Source organism: Alphaproteobacteria bacterium (assembly GCA_015231795.1).
GTDB lineage: Bacteria > Pseudomonadota > Alphaproteobacteria > Rhodospirillales > WMHbin7 > WMHbin7.
The window spans coordinates 254,366-273,979 of sequence record JADGAX010000003.1; the positions used below are offsets into that span (position 1 = coordinate 254,366).

Sequence of the window (19,614 nt, forward strand, 5' to 3'; positions counted from 1 at the left end):
AAAATATATGTATCACGAAACGCTGGCCAGGACGCCAGGGCCAGGAAGCCAAGGAAGGAACCGTCATGCCCACCACCACCGCCCAGGCCCGCAAGATGGGGCAAGACGTGCGCACGGTCTCCACCTATTGCTACAATTGCGTGGCCGGTCCCGATCCTTTGAACGTGACCGTGGTCGATGGCGTGGCGACGGAAATCACCCCCAATTTCCAGATGGGGGCCATTCACCCGGCGGGCGGCAAGCCCTGCGTGAAGGCCTATGGGTTGGTGCAGAAAACCTATAATCCGCACCGCATCAAGCAGCCCATGAAGCGCACCAATCCCAAGAAGGGCATCGGCGAAGATCCCGGCTTCGTGCCCATTTCGTGGGAAGAGGCGCTGGACACGGTGGCGGCGCGTTTGAACGAGATGAAGGCCAAGGGCAAGGTTGACGCCACGGGCATGCCGCGTCTGGCCGCCAGCTTCGGCCATGGCGGCACGCCGGGATTCTATATGGGCAGCTTCAACGCTTTTCTGGGCGCCTGGGGATCGGTCGATTTCAGTTTCGGCTCGGGCCAGGGCGTCAAATGCGTGCATTCCGAACATCTGTATGGCGAGTTGTGGCATCGCGCCTTTACCGTGGCCGCCGATACGCCGCGCGTGCGCTACATCATTTCCTGCGGCACCAATGTCGAAGTGTCGGGCGGGTCTTGCGCCGTCAGCCGTCAGGCCGACGCCAGAGTGCGCGGCGCCAAGAAGGTGCAGGTGGAACCGCATCTGTCGGTCACCGGCGCTTGCGCCGCCGAATGGGTGCCCATCAAGCCCAAGACCGACCCGGCCTTTTTGTTCGCCCTGATCCATGTGATGCTGCATGAAGAGACGCGCGCCAGGCTGGATATCGACTTTCTGACCAACCGCACCAGTTCGCCCTATCTGGTCGGTCCCAATGGCTGGTATCTGCGCGATCCCGACAGCGGCAAGCCCCTGATGTGGGACATGGCCAGCAACAGCGCCAAGCCCTATGACGCGCCCGGCGTCAAGCCCGCGCTGGAAGGCCGTTTCACGGTGGCCAAGGCCATTGAGATCGGCGCCGACGACGAACGCCAGAGCTTCACGCAAGTCGAAGGCGTGACTGCCTTCACCATGCTGGCCGAGCATATGAAAGCCTTCTCGCCCGAATGGGCCGAAAAGGTCTGCGACGTGCCCGCCGCCAACATGCGCCGCATCGCGGGCGAATATCTGGACAATGCCTGCATCGGCGAAACGGTCGAGATCGACGGCGTCAAAGTGCCTTATCGTCCGGTCGCCGTCACGCTGGGCAAGACGGTCAATAATGGCTGGGGCGCTTACGAGTGCTGCTGGGCCAGGACCATGCTGGCCGTGCTGGTGGGGGCCTTGGAAGTGCCCGGCGGCACGCTGGGCACCACGGTGCGTTTGCACCGCAATCATGACAACCGCCTTAAAAGCGTCAAGCCCGGCCCCGACGGTTTCATGGATTACGCCTTCAATAGCACCGCGAAGGAGGATTGGAAGCCTTCGCCCACCGGGCGCAACGCGCACAAGCCCTTGGTGCCGCTGGTCGGCGATTTTCCTTGGAGCCAGGCGCTGGGTCCCACCCATTTCGCCTGGATGTTCATGGAGGAGACGCCCGACAATTGGCCGCGCACCGACATGCCCGACCTGTGGTTCGTCTATCGCTGCAATGCCGCCATTTCATTTTGGGATACGCGCCATCTGTCGGCGACCATGGCCAAGCTGCCCTATGTCGTCGCCTTCGCCTATACGGTCGATGAAACGAACTGGATGGCCGACATTCTGATGCCCGAGGCGACCGATCTGGAAGGTACCCAGTTGATCCGCTTTGGCGGCTCGAAATTCGTCGAACAATATTGGAAGCATCAGGGCTATATTTTGCGCCAGCCCGCCGTGCCGCCGCAGAACGGGTCGAAGGACTTTACTTGGATCGCCACCGAACTGGCCAAGCGAACCGGCATGCTGGCCGAATACCATTCCGCCATCAATCGCGGCCTGCTGGGCGCGCCCTTGAAGGGCGAGGGATTCGATTTCACCTTGCAAGGCGATCAGCCGCACGAGGTGGACGACATCTGGAACCGCGTGTGCAAGGCGGCCAGCTCGGGTCTTGACGGCGAGGCTCGCGACCTTGACTGGTTCAAGGAAAACGGTTTTGTGGCCGCACCCTTCGCCGAGTTGGACTGGTATCTGCTGCCGACGCTGGAAAAGATGGGGCTGCGTTTCGAACTTCCCTATCAGGAGCGCTTGAAGCGCGTGGGCGAGCAGTTGAAGCGCCGCCTGCACGAGAATGACATTCATTGGTGGGAAGAGCAGCTTGAGGAATATCAGGCCCTGCCGACTTGGCACGATCATCCGGGGCGTTGGGAAAAGGAGCTGGTGCGACGCGGCGCCAATCCAGACGATTATCCCTTCTGGCTGCTAACCACCAAGAGCATGCAATATCACACGGGGGCCAATGTCTCGATCCAGCTGATGCACGAGGTGGCCAAAAATCTGCGCGGCTTCGGCGGCGTGATCATGAATGCCGCCACCGCCGACAAGCTGGGCATTGCGGAAGGCGACATCGTTGAACTGTCAAGCGTGGACGGCGTGACCAAAGGGGCCGCCATGCCGGTGCAGGGCATTCGCCCCGACGTGATGGTGACGGTGGGCCAGTTCGACCACTGGGCCACGCCCTACGCCAAGGACATGAACGCGCCCAGCATCAATACCGTGGCGCCCATGTCGTTGGCGCTGACCGACGCCACAGGATCGGGCGCCGACGTCTGCCGGATCGCGATCAGGAAGGTGTAGGTAGGAGCCGAGACTAGGCACAGTGAAATGATGTTAGCAGGCACGTGGTGCTTTTCTAGCCAGATATCAACTTAAGCGTTTACTGACAACCATCAGTCCCTTAGCATTTGCTGCATTCTAGGGAGGGGGACGATGGATACGATCTTCAGCAAAATAGATTTTACTTTAGGAACGCTAATGGACGCCATTGAATTAGGCGACGTTGGCCTTCCAGATATTCAAAGACCGTTCGTTTGGAAAAACACCAGCGTAAGAGACCTCTTCGATTCAATGTATCGGGGGTTTCCGGTTGGCTATTTTTTGTTCTGGGAAACGGGGGTGCAGGGTGGGGCAAGAACCATCGGCACAAACTCAAGCCAAATGGTTCCAAGTAAGTTGATCGTTGATGGGCAGCAACGTCTAACTTCCCTTTATGCCGTGATCAAGGGTGTGAAGGTTATTCGTGAAAACTATCAGGCAGAGACGATAGAAATTGCTTTCAACCCACTGGAAGAATGCTTCGAGGTGGCTGATGCGGCAACGCGCCAAGATAAGGCTTATATTTCTAATATCTCCATATTTTGGTCAAAGGATGCTGACCTTTTCGAAATTGCGGACTCATATCTTGCGGGACTGAGATCCGTTCGCCATTTGCTTCCTGAAGAAATTAAGAAACTTAGAAACTCTATTAGCAGACTAAGAAATCTTCTTAGTTTTCCGTTTACCGTTCTTCAGCTGTCAGCAACTGCATCAGAAGAAGAAGTGTCAGAAATTTTTGTGCGTATCAACAGCAAGGGTAAGAAGCTAAATCAGTCGGACTTTATTCTGACGCTAATGTCTGTTTTCTGGGATGAAGGAAGAAGCGAATTAGAAAAGTTCTGTCAGGCGGCTCGTCAGCCCGAAATCAGCAAAGCGACCCCATTCAATTACTTCTTTCGTCCGGACCCTGACCAGTTGCTTAGGGTTTCAATTGGTGTCGCGTTTAGGCGGGCGAGACTAGCTAATGTCTATTCAATCCTTCGGGGCAAGGACTTAGAAACAGGAATCACAAGTGACACAAGGCGGGAACAGCAGTTCAATCTGCTCAAAGACGCACAGAAAAGAGTGTTAAATCTGCAGTACTGGCACGATTTTATGAAATGCCTAATTAGGGCGGGCTACAGAAGCGAGCAGATAATAAGCTCACAGACAGTGTTGATCTTCGCCTACATGTTATATCTGATCGGACGAACTGAATTCAAAGTTGACGAACATGAACTGAGGCGCGTTATCTCCCAGTGGCTCTTCATGTCCTGTTTGACTGGGCGGTATACTAGTTCCCCAGAATCTCAAATGGAATTTGACATAGCGCGTCTCCGGCCTATCGTTGATGCTTCCGAGTTCATCAATACGTTACGAGGCGTGTGTGCGTCGGTGTTAACCGCTGACTTTTGGGCTATCACCTTGCCCATGGAACTGGCAACTGCGGCCGCTCGTAGCCCTTCGATGTTTGCTTATTTTGCTTCACTGAATGTTTTAAATGCTCGAGTTTTGTTTTCGGACCACACTGTTCCAGACTTGATGGACCCCTCAGCCATCGCCTACCGCTCTCCCCTCGAGCGTCATCATTTGTTTCCGAAGGCGTACCTTCAGTCGCAAAATATCACTGACATGCGAGAGATTAATCAGATTGCTAACTTTACCCTAATTGAGTGGGGGGACAACCTGAAGATTTCTGATCTGCCACCAAAAGAATATGTGCCTCTTCTCTCAACAAGATTTGCTCATCCAACGCTGGATCGGATGATGCACTGGCATGCTTTGCCATTCGGTTGGGAAAGTATGAACTATGGCGAGTTCTTGCGAAAACGCAGAGAAAGCATGGCGCGGATTATCTGTGAGGCCTATGACGTATTGTCTGGTGACGCCACGGCTGAGAAGACGCAAGCACTTCCCCTTGACGAGATCATAGCCGAAGGAGAAAGCGGAACGACGGAGTTTAAGTCGACTCTCAGGGTTAATCTTCATACGGGAGAAAAAGATGCCCGGATGGAGCTTGCTGTTCTCAAAACAATTGCGGCTTTCGTCAACGGTAATGGGGGCACTTTGGTCGTGGGGGTGAGTGATGAAGGCTCACCAGTAGGTATAGAAGTTGATGGTTTTCCAAACGAAGATAAAATGGCACTGCATCTTGTTAATCTGTTGAATGACAGAATTGGCCCTCAGCACTCAATGTTTATCCATCCTCGATTTGACGACTATGAGGGAGCAAGGGTGCTGGTGGTTGAATGTAGGCCAGGTAGAGCCCCTATTTTCGTAAAAGATGGAGCGCAGGAGAGGTTTTTTGTGCGGAACTCAGCGGCTACAGCTGAATTGTCAGCTAGCCAAACCCAGGAGTATATAAAGAACAGGTTCTAAAGACTATGCGTTATGCCGCCTTGGCGGCGGCGGGCAGGTCGGCGGAATCGATCAGCACGTCGCGGAACAGCAGCAACAGGCCGGTGTCGATCTGTCCCGTCATGTCCATCATGGCCTTCAAGGCTTCATCGGCGGAAAGCGCCGTGCGATAGGGCCTGCGGTCCGTCATGGCGGTGAAGATGTCAACGATCATGGCCATGCGCACCAGCGAGTTGATGCTTTCGCTGTTCAGCCCCTTGGGATAGCCCGTGCCGTCCAGCCGCTCGTGATGCTGCTCGATGATCATGCGCACCCCCTTGGGGATGTCGCTGTTGCGCAGCAAAACCAGTCCATTCACTTCGACATGCAGGCGCAGCAGTTTCCAATCATGGTCGGACAGCGGCCCCACCTTGTTCAGAATGTCTTCCGGCACCGCCATCTTTCCGGCGTCATGCATCAGCCCGCCAGCGGCCAGCACCAAACGTTCGTCGTAGGACAGGCCCATGGCCTGTCCGGCCAGCGCCATCAAGGTGGCGGCGCGCAGGCTGTGAACGAAGGAGTAATTGTCGTGATTCTTAAGGGCGCGCAGAATGTCCTTGTAGCGACCATCGTCGATCGAGGCCAAAAGCGGCGTGCAGCAGTTCTGAACTTCCGCAAAGGGCAGGGGAATGCCGTTGGACAGCCCCTGGGCTAGGCCAGAGAAAAGAGCCAGGGTCCGGGTCAGGGCCAGCTTCGGTTGCTCGGCCAAGCGGTTCCAGCTTTCCTCGATGCTCTGATTGATCAGGGCGGCGATCTTGTCGACCAACTGTACGCGGGTAAAGGGTTTGGCCAGGGTGGCCGCCACGCCCCGCTTCTTGGCGTAGGCCAGGAAGGTTGAATCAACCTCGGCGCTGGTGCAAACCACGACCGGGCGCTTGTCTTCCGGCAGGCGCAAGACGGCCTCAAGCGTGCTTTGGCAGGTCATCGGTTTGACATCTTCGTCCAAGATAACCAGGGCGGGTGACGCAGTGCGCATCCAGGCCAAGGCCTCGTTCGAATCGCCAAAGGCGACGACGTTGTATAGCGATCCCAATGCGTGCTTGATATTGGCGCGGTGCGGGGCGCGGGCATCGATCAGGGCAACGACTGACCGGTCATCCTGACCCGAAAACCCTGCTTCAAGAGAGGCAGACATACAGCACCACTCCAATTTTCATCTGTTTAACATCCTCGCCCCGGGCAGGATTTGGAGCAAGTAAAAAACATATATATGACCTTTTTCGATACGATATGTTAACCCTTTATAAACCTTAGAAATTTTATGACGAATTAAAGACGTTAAAAGGATCGGCCACATAAAAAGAGGGAGGCTCTCGGATCAGAGAAACCTCCCTCGCTTTATTGGCCGCCATATCAAGCCGTTGAGGCCTGACGGGCGGTGGTATCCGGTGATCAGCCTGCCCTGAGATGGGCGATGAAGCGGCTGACGTCCTCGCGCAAATGTTCGGACTGGCCAGACAGGCCCTGCGCCGCGCCCAACACTTGGCCGGCGGCGCTGCCGGTCTCGGTCGATGCCTGGGTAACGCCCGAGATATTGGCCGACACTTCATTGGTGCCCGCCGAAGCCTGCTGAACGCTGCGGCTGATTTCGGCGGTGGCCGCCCCTTGCTCCTCGACCGCAGTGGCGATGGCGGAAGCGATTTCGCTGATCTTGGCGATGGTGTTGGTGATGCCCTCGATACCCTGCACGGCCTCGTGGGTGGCGTTCTGCACGGCGGCGATTTGGGCGCCGATCTCGTCGGTCGCCTTGGCGGTTTGGTTGGCGAGGCTTTTGACCTCGTTGGCCACCACGGCGAATCCCTTGCCCGCGTCGCCCGCCCTGGCCGCTTCAATCGTCGCGTTCAAGGCCAGCAGATTGGTCTGCGAAGCGATGTCGGTGATCAGGCTGACCACTTCGCCGATCTTGGCGACGGCGCCCGCCAACCCCTGAACCCGCGAATTGACCTTGGTGGCTTCCTCCACCGCGCCCGAAGACACTTTGGCCGAATCCTCGACCCGATGGGTAATTTCTTGGATCGAGCTGGACAGTTCTTCGGCTGCCGATGCCACGGTCTGCACATTGGCCGACGCCTCTTCCGAGGCCGCCGCAACGGCGGCCGCTTGGCGATGCGTCTGCTCGGCCATGGCCGACAGCGATTGGGCCGAGGCGTGCAGCTCGGTCGCGGAACCGGAAACCGCCGTCACGATGTTCAGCACGCTCTTTTCGAAATTATCGGCCATGTCGATCAGCAACTGGCGTTGCTTTTCTTCAGACTCATGCTTGAGGCGCTCCTGCTCGACCTGCATCTTTTCCACTTCGATCAGGTTCTGCTTGAAGACCTCGACGGCGCGGGCCATTTCGCCCACCTCGTCATGCTTGGCCGTATAAGGAACGTCGACAGCGCGTTCGCCGGATTTCAACCGGTTCATCACCATCGTCATGGCGGCGATGGGATTGACGATCGAGCGCCCGGCCATGATGCCCAGCAAGGCGATCACGCCTGCCAGAACGGCACCGGCAATCAACATGAAATTGCGCATTTGGCTGACCGGTTCGTGGACTTCATCCGTGTCGATTTCCGCAATGATGGCGTATTTTGTGCCCAGAAATTCCAGTAGACCATAGGAAGACAGAACGGGCGTGCCGCGATAATCAAGAATCTCCTTGGCGCCGCTTTCGCCCTTTATGGCTGCCCTGACCGTTTCGGTATCGACCTTGGTCTTCAGAATGGTCGTCTCCTTCGAGAAGCGGGAATCGCTGCGCATCAACGAATCTGTGCCGACGATATAGGTCTCGCCGCTTTTGCCCATGCCTGCCGCTGTTTGCATCACCTTGTTGATCCGCTCGATCGGCATTTGGAAGAGCAAGGCGCCCCTGAAGGCGCCATCCATTCCCATAAGCGGCGCGCCGATAAAGGCGGCGGGCACGTTGTTCGATGGGGCATAGGGTTTGAAGTCAGCATATTGCGCCCCCCCCTGTGGTTTGGCGGCGATGCTGCGGAACAGTTCGGCGATGTTGGTGTCCTTCCAGGGGCCGTTCAGCAGATTTGTCGCGAAATCCTCTTCCTTGAAGACGCTGTAAACGATATCTCCCGATTTACTAACCAAGAACACGTCGTAATAGCCGCGCTCTTCGACCAGTCTGCGCAGCCACGGATGATGGTCGGCATGCACCTTGCTCCAGCCAGACCCATCCTTGGCGTCGTCAAGTTTGTGCTTTTCGCCTGCCGGATACTTGTTGTCCTTGATATAGGCTTTTTTCAAGATGTCGGTGACGCCGCCGCCAAAAGTGGCGAACTCCTTCTCGAACTCGAGTTCCGCCTCCTGAATTTCCTTGTTGCTGGCCAGCAACGAGAGATCTTGGCGGATTGATTCAAGATACGCCGTCAGTTCGTTGCGCCTGGCGTCATTCAGAGCCGACAACATGTTCTGGGCGCCCTGCTTCAACTCGTAGGCCGACTTCTGGTAGGCGATAACGCCGATGATGAGAGCGGCCAAAACCGACATACCCACAATTATGGCTGGCAGTTTCACGGCAATGCGAAGGGAGGGAAGGGACATGGTCAGACTCCTGTACCGTCACGCGGGCGCTTGAAAATGCGGCGTGAATAAACAATGAATTGTATTCATGATTTATTCACACGCTAGCGCTGTCAAGTAATATGACTCATTTGTTTCAAATAAATAGTTTTGCTTCGCGGGCAAATCTGGAAAGCGCTTTGAAGAATAGAAAATTGTTCACGCCAAGAACGTTATCAATCAATAAACAAAAGCCATTGCTCCTTTATGAATGTTTTGACGCCTTCTAATATTATAAAGCTGAAATCTGTTATTCCTTTTCCTTTGATGCTGAGCCGCAAGGGCAAGAGTAAGCCCATGACGAGGAGTAGCGTTCCAATTGAAGAGGTGGCGATTAAAGATATTCCAAATTTGAGTCGTAAAATTTCATTGTCATTCCCTATCGAAATTTCATATAACCGGGGCTTCACGTAATTTTCTTCCACGGAGGACATGCCCGATGGCTGCGGCGCCGCTCTTCATTCTGCTGTGTTCCGGCGAGCACGAAAAGATTCAAATGGCCGCCATGCTGGCCTCGGTGGCGGCGGTTTCTGACCGTCCCGTCCGCGTTTTCGTCAGCATGAACGCCATTCTGGCCTTTGAAAAAGGAAAAAGTGCCGAGGAACGCTATCATGGCGGCGAGTTTTCGCGCCTGATCAAGGAAAACAAGGTTCCCGACGCCATCGAGCTGTTCGGCCAAGGCAAGATGTTGGGCGACATGACCATGCATGCCTGTTCGATGGTGATGGATCTCAAAAAATGGGAACTCGACCATTTGGCCGATGGGCTGTTTGACGGTATGTTGGGCCTGACCAAGTTCTTGGCCGACGCCGAAGACGGCGAATTGATGACACTGTAGGAGAGTTTACGAGCATGCAAACGATTGACGCGCGCGGCGCCTTTTGCCCTGGCCCCTTGATGGAGCTGATCGCCGCCTTGAAGCTGTCGGCCATCGGCGACCAGATCGAGATTTTGTCCACCGACAAGGGTTCGGTCGCGGACGTGCCCGAATGGGTGGCTAAGGTCGGGCATAAAATGGTCGGCGTGACAGAAAAGGGCGATCACTGGAGCATCGTGGTCGAAAAAGCCAAGTAAGAGCAGGGCGGCATCTGGCCGCAATGGTTGCCGCAGGGTGCCAGCAAGACGCCCGCGGCAGCTTGAAACAGGTAAAATCTGGGAGATAGAAGGATGGCGAAGAACATTCTGATTGTCGGCGGCGGCTTGGCGGGCACGATCGTGGCCAACGGGCTGTGCCGTCAGCTTGCCCCGCAGTTGCGCTCGGGCGAGGTGGTGATCACCATGCTGGGCACCACCGAAACCCACATGTACCAGCCGGGTCTTTTGTATGTGCCCTTCGGGCGCATCCGCGAGCACGAGCTGTTTCGCGATCAACGCAAGGTTCTGGACCGGCGCGTGATTTTTCACGTCGATCCGGCAAAGCATATCGATGTCGAAAAGAATCAGGTGTCGACCGCGGGCGGACGCACGCTGAAATACGATTATCTGGTGCTGGCCACCGGTTCGCGCATCATGCCCCAATCCATTCCCGGCATGGTCGAGGGCGGACACTGGTTCTACGATCTCGAAGGTGCGCGCAAGATGCGCGACGCGCTTTCCAAGTTCGAGGGCGGCAAGATCATCGTGAACGCCAACGCGCCGCACAAGTGCCCGGTGGCGCCCTTGGAAATCACCTTCATGCTCTATGACTATCTGAAGGCCAAGAACCTGCTCGACAAGAGCGAGATCATCTACACCTATCCGATCGGCCGCTTGCATGCCTTGGAGCCAGTGGCCTTGTGGGCCAAGCCCGAGTTCGACAAGCTGGGCATCAAGTACGAAACCTTCTTCAATACGGAATCGGTCGATCCCGGCGCCAAGACCATCACTTCGGCGGAAGGGGTGACGCTGCCTTACGATCTGCTGGTCACCATTCCGCCGCACCAAGGCGCGCAGGTCATCGTCGATTCCGACCTTGGCAAGGGCGGCTGGGTGCCGACCAACACCAAGACGCTGCATCGCGACGGCTCGACCAATATCTTCGTCTGCGGCGACACCACCAACATCCCGATCTCGAAGGCCGGTTCGACGGCTCATTTCGAGGCCGACGTTCTGATCGACAATCTGGCCTCGTTGCTCACCGAGAATCGCATGGCTCGCGATTACGACGGCAAGGTTTTCTGCTTCATCGAAACGGGCAGCAGCACGGGCACCTATGTGTGGTTCAACTACACCACGCCGCCCAATCCCGGCCCGCCGTCGCAGATGGTGCATTGGTTCAAACTGGCTTACAACCGCCTGTACTGGTTGTCCGCCAAGGGCCTGCTCTAGGCCACGGAGAACGACAGGATGAACCAGATACCTCCCAATCCCTATGCTGGAGAAATGGCAAGGCTGGCCCAGGCGGCCGGCGAAGCCATGACCGACAGCATGGTCGAGCGGCTGACCACCACGGGCGCCAACGCGCTCGAGGTCGTGGACCGCTTGAACGAGGCGGACACCAAGGAAGCCGTTCTTTCCTTGATCGACGCGCTCACCATGATGCACAAGACGGGCGCCCTGACCACGGTGGTGGAAACCGTCATGCTGATCCACGCCGCTCGTGCGGCGATGACGGACAGCATGGTCGATCGCTTGACGGCCTTCGTGGAACACATGATGACCAATCTGGCGACCGAGGACATGGCGACCATGGCCCACGAAGCCAAGGCGGCTATGGAAGATGCGCTTGAATCTTGCGCCCGCAAGCCAGCGCCCAAGAGCATCTTCGGCCTGATCGGCATGATGAACGATCCGGACGCCCTGAAGGCCATCAATTTCCTGCTGTCTTTCAGTTGCAAACTGCGCCAGCGCGCCACAGTGCTGAGCAAGCATACCGACTAAGCTGTCAGTGATTAGCTTTCAGCAAAAAGGCCGGGGAGAATTCCCCGGCCTTTTCCATTCCGTTGAAAGCAGTCGGCCGAGGCCGACAACCCTTCTTACGACTTGCGCTTGATCAGGAAGCGGTAGGTGCCGCCCATGTCCTTGCTTTCGACCAGTTCATTGCCGGTCTGGCGGCAGAAGGCGTCGAAATCCTTGACCGAGCCGGGGTCGGTGGCCAGCACCTCCAGCGTCTCGCCAATCGCCACATCCTTGATCGCCTTCTTGGCGCGCAGGATGGGAAGCGGGCAGTTCAGTCCTTTGACGTCGAGGGTGGTGGTCATGAAGAAGGCTCCTCCCAATGGGTTGGTTTGTCTGACCTAATAAATTAGACGATCCAAATATAGTGTGTCAAGAATTTGCGGCTTTTCTTGCGTAACGGCAAGAGAGAAAGGGCTTTTCCGCCAAAAATCACGGTTCTTGCCTTGTCGCCATGGGGATGGATCGATTACAAGAAGAATTCAAAATAGGGAACAATAATTAGGGGAAACTCCCGATTGGCCTTGATCCACAAAACGCACCGAATGAGCATGAGGCGGCTGCTCCACCACATGCTGGGCGGCGAGGGGCATGACGATCTGCGCGTCAAGCTGATCGATGGGGCGCTGATTGCGCTGATCGTGTTGAATATATTTGCCGTCATTCTGGAATCCGTGCCCACGCTGTCGATGGCGCATGGCCCGGTTTTTCACGCCTTCGACCTGTTCTCGGTCGGCGTGTTCACGGTGGAATATGTCTTGCGCGTTTGGACGGCCGTCGAGTTGAACCATACCCGCTACCAGCATCCACTCTGGGGTCGTCTGCGCTATATGGCCACACCGCTGGCCCTTGTCGATTTGTTGGCGATTTTGCCCTTCTTCCTGGGCTATTTCGTCGAGCTTGATCTACGCACCCTGCGCGTTCTGCGCTTGCTGCGCATTTTCAAACTGACCCGCTACTCATCCGCCATGCACATGCTGGTGGCCGTGCTCAGGCAGGAAGCCCGGGCCGTGGGCGCCATCTTGTTCATCATGATCGTGATGGTGGTCTTCATGGGCAGCGTCATGTATCTGATCGAACATCCGACGCAGCCCGATGTTTTTCCGGACATTCCCACCTCCATGTGGTGGGCGGTCGTGACCTTGACCACCTTGGGCTATGGCGATGTGACGCCGGTGACGTCCCTGGGGCGGTTGCTGGGCGGCGTGACTGCGGTTGCCGGCATCGGGATGGTCGCCCTGCCATCGGGTATTCTGGCGTCGGGATTTTCCGAGCAATTGCGCCAGCGGCGCGCGGAATACAGCCAAAAAGCCGCCAAGGCGCTGTCGGACGGGCATCTGTCGAAGGCCGAGCGTTTCGCGCTTGAGGAAATGCGCCTGGAACTGGGCATGAGCGAGGAAGAAGCGAAGTCGATTCTGTCCCAACTGGCCAAGCAACCGAAAGAAGCCAATTGTCCGCATTGCGGCCACGCCTTGAAAGGCTATATTGCCTATAGCCGAAGAAACGAGGACGTCAAACCGGCTAAGGATGAACATTCCGAGTAAAATTTAAGGAACAGCCGTCAGATGGGCCAGACGCTTCCCCGCCACGCCTTGGTTACCGGCGCCGCCAAGCGGATCGGCCGGGCGATCAGCCTGAAGCTGGCGGGGCTTGGCTACGATATTTCCCTGCATTGCCACAAGTCGCGCGCTGACGCCGAGGCTTTGGCCCGCGAAGTGGAAGGGCTGGGGGTGAAGGCGGCGGTGGTGTCCGCCGACCTAGCCGTGGAAGCCGAGATGGAAAAATTGGTTCCTGACGCGGTGGTCGCCTTGGGACCCTTGGGCGTGCTGATCAACAACGCCTCGGTCTTCGAGCGCGACGAGGCTTTGTCGGCCAATCGCGACCTGTGGGATTTCCATATGGAAACCAATCTCAGGGCGCCTTTCGTGCTGACCCAATCCTTTGCCCGCCACCTGCCCGAAGGCGCCGAAGGGGCCGTGATCAATCTGATCGATCAGCGGGTCTGGAATTTGACGCCGCATTTTACCACTTACACGCTGAGCAAGGCGGGACTGTGGACGTTGACCCGCACCTTGGCTTTGGCTTTGGCACCTCGCATCCGGGTCAATGCCGTGGGGCCGGGGCCGGCCCTGCCCAGCATTCGCCAGACCCAGGAAGAGTTCGATCGCCAGTGTCAGGCCATGCCGCTTGGGCGCGGCACGACCCCGCAAGAGATCGCCGAAGCCGTGGCCTATCTGATGTCGGCGCCCGCCGTCACGGGGCAGATGATCGCTTTGGATGGCGGACAGCATCTCGGCTGGTCGCCCGCCTCCCCGCCCTGGATCAAGGAGTGAGCAAGATGCCCGCGCATGCCAGCCCGAAAGTCGCGCAGCCCTTGCGCATCGCGGATGCCAGGAACCTGATCAGGCATGTCTTCGTGCGCGATTTGTTGCTGGCCTGCCGTATTGGCGTACATGCTCACGAGGAAGGCCAGCCGCAGCGCGTGCGGGTCAATTTGGATTTGGCGGTGCGCGAAGGCAGTCAGGACGACGATCTGTCGCATGTCGTTTGCTATGAGGGTTTGGTGGCGGGCGTGCGCGCCCTGGCCGGAGAGGGCCATGTCAAATTGGTCGAGACCTTGGCCGAGCGGGTGGCGGCCCTTTGTCTCGAAGACAGCCGGGTCGAGGTCGTGCGCGTGCGGATCGAGAAGCTGGACGTGTTTGTCGACGCCGCCAGCGTCGGCGTCGAGATCGAGCGCTTCCAGGCGAGCAAATGACCGGAATCGCTCAGGTTTCGTTGAGCGGACGAACAGCAATTCGTCCACAATCCCCGGTGAAGGATGAACGTTTCAATTGGTGTCAAGATGTTTCATCACATATGGCGTTATGTTTACACTTGACGGGTATGGTTATCAGTAAAATCAATGAGTTATTAAAGATGCATAAAAAAGCGGCAATCCCGTCCGAGTCGGGGCGAGGCCTGGGATACGGGCTTGTCCTAGGTCGGTTGCCCACAAACTTATCCACAGCATCGGTGGAGAATTTTTCAGCCTTATTCTTTAATGACTTTTTGCCGCGAAATTTGATGCGAATCAATCGGCGAGCTTGATCGTGATCGGGGTCGAGCTACTTGAGAATGAGTTGAAGAAGCTGCCCTTGCAGCCCGGCGTCTACCGCATGCAGGACGCGAAGGGCGATGTTTTGTATGTCGGCAAGGCTAAAAGCCTGAAAAAGCGCGTCAGCGCATACACGAAGCTGGACCGATTGCCCGACAGGCTGAAGCGCATGGTGTCGCGCGTGGCCGCGCTGGAAGTGGTGGTCACGCGCACTGAAGCCGAAGCCTTGTTGCTGGAAAGCAATCTGATCAAGGAGTTCAGGCCGCATTTCAACATCCTGCTCAAGGATGACAAGTCTTTCCCCTTCATTCTGCTGGCAAGCGATCATCCATGGCCGCGCCTGATGAAACATCGCGGCGCCAAAAGCCAGAAGGGCGATTATTTCGGCCCCTTCGCCTCCGGCACCGCCGTCAACGTGACGTTGAATATTCTGCAGCGCGCCTTTCTTCTGCGCACCTGTTCTGACGCCGTCTTCGCCAATCGCACAAGGCCATGCTTGCTGTATCAGATCAAGCGTTGTTCGGGGCCTTGCGCCGGGCGCATCTCTTCCGATGCCTACGCCGCCCTGGCCAATGAAGCGCGAGAGTTTCTGACGGGGCGCAGCCACGTCATCCAAAAGGCCCTGGCGGCCCGCATGGAAGAAGCCGCCCAGGAACTGGAATATGAAAAGGCCGCCCAATTCCGCGACCGCATTCAAGCGCTTTCGCGCATCCAGGCGCGTCAGGACATCAGCTTGGCCGGCATGAGCGATGCCGATGTGGTGGCGCTGCATCAAGACGGCGGACGATCTTGCGTGCAGGTTTTCTTCTTTCGGGCCGGGCAGAATTTCGGCAACCGGGCCTATTTCCCGGCGGGAACCGAAGGCCAAGCGGGCGGCGATGTTCTGTCGGCCTTTCTGGGACAGTTCTATGCCAGCCGTCCGCCGCCTTCGCTGGTGCTGCTGAGCGAGCGCATTCCCGAGACCGCCCTGGTTGCCGAAGCCTTGTCCATCCGGGCCGGGCGCAAGGTGGAATTGCAAGCGCCGGAGCGCGGCGACAAGAAGAAGGCGGTTGACCATGCCCTGGTCAATGCCCGCGAAGCCTTGGCCCGGCGCTTGAGTGAAAACGCCCTGCAAAGGGAAATGCTGGAAAAGCTGGCCGATCTGGCGAAACTGGAAAGCGTTCCCGAACGGATCGAGGTTTATGACAACAGCCATGTCATGGGAACCAGCGCGGTTGGCGCCATGATCGTGGCGGGGCCTGAGGGGTTCTTGAAATCGGCCTATCGGCGCTTCAACATCAAAAGCACCGATTTAACGCCGGGCGACGATTTCGCCATGATGAAGGAGGTGCTGACAAGGCGCTTCCTGCGTGCCCAGAAGGAAGACCCCGAACGCGACAAGGGGCTGTGGCCCGATCTGGTGCTGATCGATGGCGGGCTGGGTCAGTTGCATGCAGTCCAGGAGGTTCTGTCGGAAGAAGGGATCGAGGACGTGGCCTTGATCGCCATCGCCAAGGGGCCTGACCGCAATGCCGGTCGCGAACGTCTGTTCCTGCCTGGATTGGATGCTCCCATCCAATTGCCCGAGCGCGATCCGGTTCTGTACTTCCTGCAACGTCTGCGTGACGAGGCGCATCGCTTCGCCGTGGGCAGCCACCGGGCTAGGCGCTCGATGGCGATTGGGGCGACCCCCCTGGATGAAATCGAGGGAATTGGGGCCGGACGCAAGAAGGCTCTTTTGAATCATTTCGGTTCCGGAGGGGCCGTCAAGGAAGCCTCGGTCGAGGAATTGATGAAAGTTCCGGGAATCAGCCGCCCGCTGGCCAAGAAAATCCATGACCGTTTCCACGGGGAAGGTTAAATTGCGTCTATGTTGACCAGCCCGCCCAATCTTCTGACCTTGTCACGCATCGCGGCCATTCCGCTGGTGGTGGCCACTTTCTATCTGGAGGGGGCCGTCTGGAACTGGGTGGCGCTGGGCCTTTTCGCCGCCGCCGGGATCACCGATTTCTTCGATGGCTGGCTGGCAAGGCGCACCAACCAGATTTCCAGCTTCGGCCGTTTCCTGGACCCTATCGCCGACAAGCTGCTGGTGGCCGCCATCTTGCTGATGCTGGTCGCCTTTCAGCGCATGAGCGCCTTGGCCTTCCTTCCCGCCGTGGTCATTTTGTGCCGCGAAATCCTGGTTTCGGGCTTAAGGGAATTCCTGGCCGAGGCCAAGGTCGGCATGCCGGTCAGCCGCTTGGCCAAATGGAAAACCGCCCTGCAGATGGTGGCAATCGGTTTTCTGATCGTTGGCGACGCCGGTCCCGCTTGGCTGCCCGTGCGCATGATCGGCGAGGTTGGTCTGTGGATTGCCGCCGCCTTGACGATGATCACCGGCTACGACTATTTGATGGCAGGGGTGCCTCATATGCGCAAGCCCAGGGCCAAGCACGGTGCCAGCGTCAAAGCGGGCGATGGCGCATGAAGCTGTTTGGCCTGATCGGCGAGGACGAAGGGCAGCGTCGCGACGTTCTGCTCCGTCTGGTCGAGGAATTGTCGAAGCGCAAGATCAAGGTGGCGACCCTGCATGAAGCCCCGCTAGGCTTCGATCCCGACAAACCCGGCAAGGATTCGTACGAACATCGCAAAGCGGGCGCTTCGGAAGTGCTGTTGATGGCGCCGCATTTGTCGGCCCTGATGCATGAGAATGCTGGCCGCCCGTCCGCTTCGGTCGAACAGTTGGCCCGTTCGATGACGGGGGCCGATCTGGTGCTGGTCGATGGGTTCTCGAATTCCCCGCATCCCAAGGCGCGGGTGGGCGTCAAGGACTGTGTTGGCGGATGCGATGCTTCGGTCATCGCCACCATCGATCCAACCGGTTTGGATGTGGTTGTCCTGGCCGATCTGACTATGGCCCGCGCACAAGAGGTGTGACGATGAAGATCCTGTATTTCGCCAGTCTGAAGGCCAAAACGGGAGTCGGCGCCGAGGAGGTGACCTTGCCCGCTTCGGTCGCCACGCTGGCCGATCTGGCCGACTGGCTGAAGAACCGGGGCGGCGGCTTCGCCGAGGCCTTCGCCGATCTGCGCACGGTGCGCGCCGCCATCAATCAGGAACATGCCGCCTTCGAGGCCAAGGTAGGCGATGGCGATGAAGTGGCCTTCTTTCCTCCGGTCACCGGAGGCTAGGGCCATGGCCGTTCGCGTTCAGGAAGCCGATTTCGACGTGGGTGTCGAGTTCGCCCGCTTCACGCAGGGCCGCACCGATCTGGGCGGCGTCGCCCTGTTCGCGGGATTGGTGCGGGGCGACGCGGGAACCGTATCGGCGATGACGCTGGAACATTATCCCGGCATGACCGAACGCCAGTTGGAGGCCATCGAGGCCGAGGCCAGGAAACGCTGGAAGCTGGACGACGCCCTGATCGTGCATCGCGTGGGCAGGTTGTTGCCGGGCGATCGCATCGTGCTGGTCATGACCGCCTCGGCGCACAGGAAAGATTCCCTGGAAGCCTGCCATTTCCTGATCGACTGGCTGAAGACCAAAGCGCCCTTCTGGAAATTCGAGGAAGGTGCGGCAGGCGGCAAATGGGTGGACGCCAAGGAAACCGACGAGGCGGCTGCGAAGAAGTGGGATTGACGTCGATGCCATGTCGCTGGCGATGATTCATTCGCATTAATACGCCACGTCATCGGCCAAATCGCCGATTTCGGCGGCCAAGTCGGACAAGCCATGTTCGAGGGCCAGCTTGGACAAGGCGAAAACGGGGCTGATTTCGGCGCTGGGCAAACTGTCGGCATGAAACAGCCGCTGGGCGAAATCGATCAGATCTGCCTTCAGGTTCAGGGCTGGAAGGGCCAGAAAAGCATCGCGGTCCTTATGTTGGCGCAGACTGACCGGGATATGCACCCGAACGCCGTTGGGCGGGTCGTAATAGATGTTTCCCATTTCCGTCCCAAAAGAAAAGAGGGAGCCGAAGCTCCCTCTTTCATAGTCGCTCTAGTCTGCTCGTTCAACCGGCATTGACCAGGGCGGAATAGTCTTCCATCAGCGTCTTGCACACGGCTGCGGGCGTGAAGCGGTAGTCGCCGATCTCGCCAACCGGCGTTACCTCGGCCGCCGTTCCGGTCAGGAAACATTCCGTCGCCTTGGCCATTTCCTCGGGCATGATGGCGCGCTCGATCACCTCGAAGCCGCGCTTCTTGGCCAGATCGATCACCGTGCGGCGCGTGATGCCGTCCAGGAAACAGTCGGGCTTGGGCGTGTGAATCTTGCCGTCGATGATGAAGAAGACATTGGCGCCGGTCGCTTCGGCCACCTGGCCGCGATAATCCAGCATCATCGAATCGTGATAGCCCTCGTCCTCGGCCTTGTGCTTGGAGAGCGTGCAGATCATGTAAAGCCCCGCCGCCTTGGCCTTGCAGGGGATGGTCTTGGGATCGGGGCGACGCCATTCCGACATTTGCAGGCGGATGCCCTTCATCTTGGCCTCGGGCGAGAAATAGCTGGGCCATTCCCACACCGCGATGGCGACGCGGATTTTGGTGGCCTGGGCGGCGACGCCCATCATCTCGCTGCCGCGCCAGGCGATGGGGCGCACATAGGCGTCCTTCAGCTTGTTGTCGGCCAGCACCAGCTTGCAGGCGTCGTCGATTTCCTTGACCGAGTAGGGCAGGTCAAAGCCCAGCATGCGTCCGGAATCAACCAAGCGCTGGCTGTGTTCGGTCAGCTTGAAGATATTGCCGCCATAGGCCCGTTCGCCTTCGAAGACAGCCGAAGCATAATGCAGGCCATGCGACAAGACATGCAGCTTGGCGTCGCGCCAGGGGACGAGCTTGCCGTCCATCCAGATGCTTCCGTCGCGGTCGTCGAAAGGAATGACACTCATAGCGGGGCCTTTCGGTTAGATAGTTTCGAATAACGCTTGCC

The 19,614-nt window shown here is 57.9% G+C and carries 20 protein-coding genes; 14 read left to right on the forward strand and 6 right to left on the reverse strand.

The annotated features are described in order from the left end of the window. The first annotated feature begins 95 nt into the window (after window positions 1–95). Entirely contained in the window at window positions 96–2,804 is a 2,709-nt protein-coding gene (locus HQL44_08920; protein ID MBF0268702.1) for a molybdopterin-dependent oxidoreductase, read from the forward strand. A gap of 132 nt (window positions 2,805–2,936) precedes the next feature. Beyond that, window positions 2,937–5,180 carry a DUF262 domain-containing protein gene (locus tag HQL44_08925; protein ID MBF0268703.1) on the forward strand — a complete coding sequence of 748 codons (2,244 nt, stop codon included), beginning with the start codon at window positions 2,937–2,939 and terminating at the stop codon, window positions 5,178–5,180. Between the two features lie 10 nt (window positions 5,181–5,190). Here HQL44_08925 and HQL44_08930 read toward each other — a convergent pair whose 3' ends face one another. The 3 genes from HQL44_08930 to HQL44_08940 form a co-directional block, all read right to left on the reverse strand. After that, complete coding sequence (locus tag HQL44_08930) at window positions 5,191–6,333, reverse strand: HD domain-containing protein (GenBank protein ID MBF0268704.1); 1,143 nt, start codon at window positions 6,331–6,333, stop codon at window positions 5,191–5,193. Between the two features lie 257 nt (window positions 6,334–6,590). Next, a complete protein-coding gene (locus tag HQL44_08935; GenBank protein MBF0268705.1) occupies window positions 6,591–8,738 on the reverse strand; it encodes a HAMP domain-containing protein in 2,148 nt (715 codons plus the stop codon). Window positions 8,739–8,932: 194 nt separating this feature from the next. Next, entirely contained in the window at window positions 8,933–9,190 is a 258-nt protein-coding gene (locus tag HQL44_08940; protein MBF0268706.1) for a hypothetical protein, read from the reverse strand. Window positions 9,191–9,195: 5 nt separating this feature from the next. On the opposite strand from HQL44_08940, the gene HQL44_08945 reads away from it, so the two are divergent. The 4 genes from HQL44_08945 to HQL44_08960 all read left to right on the forward strand — a co-directional run bounded on the left by HQL44_08945 (window position 9,196) and on the right by HQL44_08960 (window position 11,615). Then, entirely contained in the window at window positions 9,196–9,594 is a 399-nt protein-coding gene (locus HQL44_08945; protein ID MBF0268707.1) for a hypothetical protein, read from the forward strand. Window positions 9,595–9,608: 14 nt separating this feature from the next. Then, a complete protein-coding gene (locus HQL44_08950) occupies window positions 9,609–9,830 on the forward strand; it encodes a sulfurtransferase TusA family protein (protein MBF0268708.1) in 222 nt (73 codons plus the stop codon). 93 nt (window positions 9,831–9,923) lie between these two features. Continuing rightward, window positions 9,924–11,063, forward strand: coding sequence for an NAD(P)/FAD-dependent oxidoreductase (locus tag HQL44_08955; protein MBF0268709.1), 1,140 nt, complete (start codon window positions 9,924–9,926; stop codon window positions 11,061–11,063). Window positions 11,064–11,081: 18 nt separating this feature from the next. Next, entirely contained in the window at window positions 11,082–11,615 is a 534-nt protein-coding gene (locus tag HQL44_08960) for a DUF1641 domain-containing protein (protein ID MBF0268710.1), read from the forward strand. 95 nt (window positions 11,616–11,710) lie between these two features. Here HQL44_08960 and HQL44_08965 read toward each other — a convergent pair whose 3' ends face one another. Continuing rightward, window positions 11,711–11,935 (reverse strand): sulfurtransferase TusA family protein, encoded by a 225-nt coding sequence (locus HQL44_08965; GenBank protein MBF0268711.1) that lies wholly within the window; start codon window positions 11,933–11,935, stop codon window positions 11,711–11,713. Between the two features lie 240 nt (window positions 11,936–12,175). Between HQL44_08965 and HQL44_08970 the strand changes: the two genes are divergently transcribed. The 8 genes from HQL44_08970 to HQL44_09005 all read left to right on the forward strand — a co-directional run bounded on the left by HQL44_08970 (window position 12,176) and on the right by HQL44_09005 (window position 18,324). Further along, a complete protein-coding gene (locus HQL44_08970) occupies window positions 12,176–13,174 on the forward strand; it encodes an ion transporter (GenBank protein MBF0268712.1) in 999 nt (332 codons plus the stop codon). Window positions 13,175–13,195: 21 nt separating this feature from the next. Beyond that, complete coding sequence (locus HQL44_08975) at window positions 13,196–13,963, forward strand: SDR family oxidoreductase (protein ID MBF0268713.1); 768 nt, start codon at window positions 13,196–13,198, stop codon at window positions 13,961–13,963. Between the two features lie 5 nt (window positions 13,964–13,968). Beyond that, window positions 13,969–14,385 carry a dihydroneopterin aldolase gene (locus tag HQL44_08980; GenBank protein MBF0268714.1) on the forward strand — a complete coding sequence of 139 codons (417 nt, stop codon included), beginning with the start codon at window positions 13,969–13,971 and terminating at the stop codon, window positions 14,383–14,385. A 328-nt stretch (window positions 14,386–14,713) separates the two neighbouring features. Then, complete coding sequence (uvrC, locus tag HQL44_08985; GenBank protein ID MBF0268715.1) at window positions 14,714–16,564, forward strand: excinuclease ABC subunit UvrC; 1,851 nt, start codon at window positions 14,714–14,716, stop codon at window positions 16,562–16,564. 9 nt (window positions 16,565–16,573) lie between these two features. Continuing rightward, complete coding sequence (gene pgsA, locus HQL44_08990; protein ID MBF0268716.1) at window positions 16,574–17,173, forward strand: CDP-diacylglycerol--glycerol-3-phosphate 3-phosphatidyltransferase; 600 nt, start codon at window positions 16,574–16,576, stop codon at window positions 17,171–17,173. Next, entirely contained in the window at window positions 17,170–17,622 is a 453-nt protein-coding gene (locus HQL44_08995) for a molybdopterin-guanine dinucleotide biosynthesis protein MobB (GenBank protein ID MBF0268717.1), read from the forward strand. Before pgsA ends, HQL44_08995 begins: the two co-directional genes overlap by 4 nt. A gap of 2 nt (window positions 17,623–17,624) precedes the next feature. Continuing rightward, window positions 17,625–17,876: a molybdopterin converting factor subunit 1 gene (gene moaD, locus HQL44_09000; GenBank protein MBF0268718.1), complete on the forward strand. Its 252-nt coding sequence runs from the start codon at window positions 17,625–17,627 to the stop codon at window positions 17,874–17,876. Between the two features lie 4 nt (window positions 17,877–17,880). Then, window positions 17,881–18,324, forward strand: a complete 444-nt coding sequence (locus tag HQL44_09005) for a molybdenum cofactor biosynthesis protein MoaE (GenBank protein ID MBF0268719.1) — start codon at window positions 17,881–17,883, stop codon at window positions 18,322–18,324. Between the two features lie 36 nt (window positions 18,325–18,360). On the opposite strand, the gene HQL44_09010 is transcribed toward HQL44_09005, so the two are convergent. Together HQL44_09010 and HQL44_09015 are read right to left on the reverse strand one after the other, a co-directional pair. Further along, window positions 18,361–18,633 (reverse strand): hypothetical protein, encoded by a 273-nt coding sequence (locus HQL44_09010; protein MBF0268720.1) that lies wholly within the window; start codon window positions 18,631–18,633, stop codon window positions 18,361–18,363. A gap of 64 nt (window positions 18,634–18,697) precedes the next feature. Continuing rightward, window positions 18,698–19,573, reverse strand: a complete 876-nt coding sequence (locus HQL44_09015) for a branched-chain amino acid aminotransferase (protein ID MBF0268721.1) — start codon at window positions 19,571–19,573, stop codon at window positions 18,698–18,700. Window positions 19,574–19,614: the final 41 nt, after the last annotated feature.

Bases quoted from the DNA above. Each gene is read 5' to 3' on its own strand.
- HQL44_08920 (MBF0268702.1), top strand. From the start codon at position 96: ATGGGGCAAGACGTGCGCACGGTCTCCACCTATTGCTACAATTGCGTG.
- HQL44_08925 (MBF0268703.1), top strand. From the start codon at position 2,937: ATGGATACGATCTTCAGCAAAATAGATTTTACTTTAGGAACGCTAATG.
- HQL44_08930 (MBF0268704.1), bottom strand. From the start codon at position 6,333: ATGTCTGCCTCTCTTGAAGCAGGGTTTTCGGGTCAGGATGACCGGTCA.
- HQL44_08935 (MBF0268705.1), bottom strand. From the start codon at position 8,738: ATGTCCCTTCCCTCCCTTCGCATTGCCGTGAAACTGCCAGCCATAATT.
- HQL44_08940 (MBF0268706.1), bottom strand. From the start codon at position 9,190: ATGTCCTCCGTGGAAGAAAATTACGTGAAGCCCCGGTTATATGAAATT.
- HQL44_08945 (MBF0268707.1), top strand. From the start codon at position 9,196: ATGGCTGCGGCGCCGCTCTTCATTCTGCTGTGTTCCGGCGAGCACGAA.
- HQL44_08950 (MBF0268708.1), top strand. From the start codon at position 9,609: ATGCAAACGATTGACGCGCGCGGCGCCTTTTGCCCTGGCCCCTTGATG.
- HQL44_08955 (MBF0268709.1), top strand. From the start codon at position 9,924: ATGGCGAAGAACATTCTGATTGTCGGCGGCGGCTTGGCGGGCACGATC.
- HQL44_08960 (MBF0268710.1), top strand. From the start codon at position 11,082: ATGAACCAGATACCTCCCAATCCCTATGCTGGAGAAATGGCAAGGCTG.
- HQL44_08965 (MBF0268711.1), bottom strand. From the start codon at position 11,935: ATGACCACCACCCTCGACGTCAAAGGACTGAACTGCCCGCTTCCCATC.
- HQL44_08970 (MBF0268712.1), top strand. From the start codon at position 12,176: ATGAGCATGAGGCGGCTGCTCCACCACATGCTGGGCGGCGAGGGGCAT.
- HQL44_08975 (MBF0268713.1), top strand. From the start codon at position 13,196: ATGGGCCAGACGCTTCCCCGCCACGCCTTGGTTACCGGCGCCGCCAAG.
- HQL44_08980 (MBF0268714.1), top strand. From the start codon at position 13,969: ATGCCCGCGCATGCCAGCCCGAAAGTCGCGCAGCCCTTGCGCATCGCG.
- pgsA (MBF0268716.1), top strand. From the start codon at position 16,574: ATGTTGACCAGCCCGCCCAATCTTCTGACCTTGTCACGCATCGCGGCC.
- HQL44_08995 (MBF0268717.1), top strand. From the start codon at position 17,170: ATGAAGCTGTTTGGCCTGATCGGCGAGGACGAAGGGCAGCGTCGCGAC.
- moaD (MBF0268718.1), top strand. From the start codon at position 17,625: ATGAAGATCCTGTATTTCGCCAGTCTGAAGGCCAAAACGGGAGTCGGC.
- HQL44_09005 (MBF0268719.1), top strand. From the start codon at position 17,881: ATGGCCGTTCGCGTTCAGGAAGCCGATTTCGACGTGGGTGTCGAGTTC.
- HQL44_09010 (MBF0268720.1), bottom strand. From the start codon at position 18,633: ATGGGAAACATCTATTACGACCCGCCCAACGGCGTTCGGGTGCATATC.
- HQL44_09015 (MBF0268721.1), bottom strand. From the start codon at position 19,573: ATGAGTGTCATTCCTTTCGACGACCGCGACGGAAGCATCTGGATGGAC.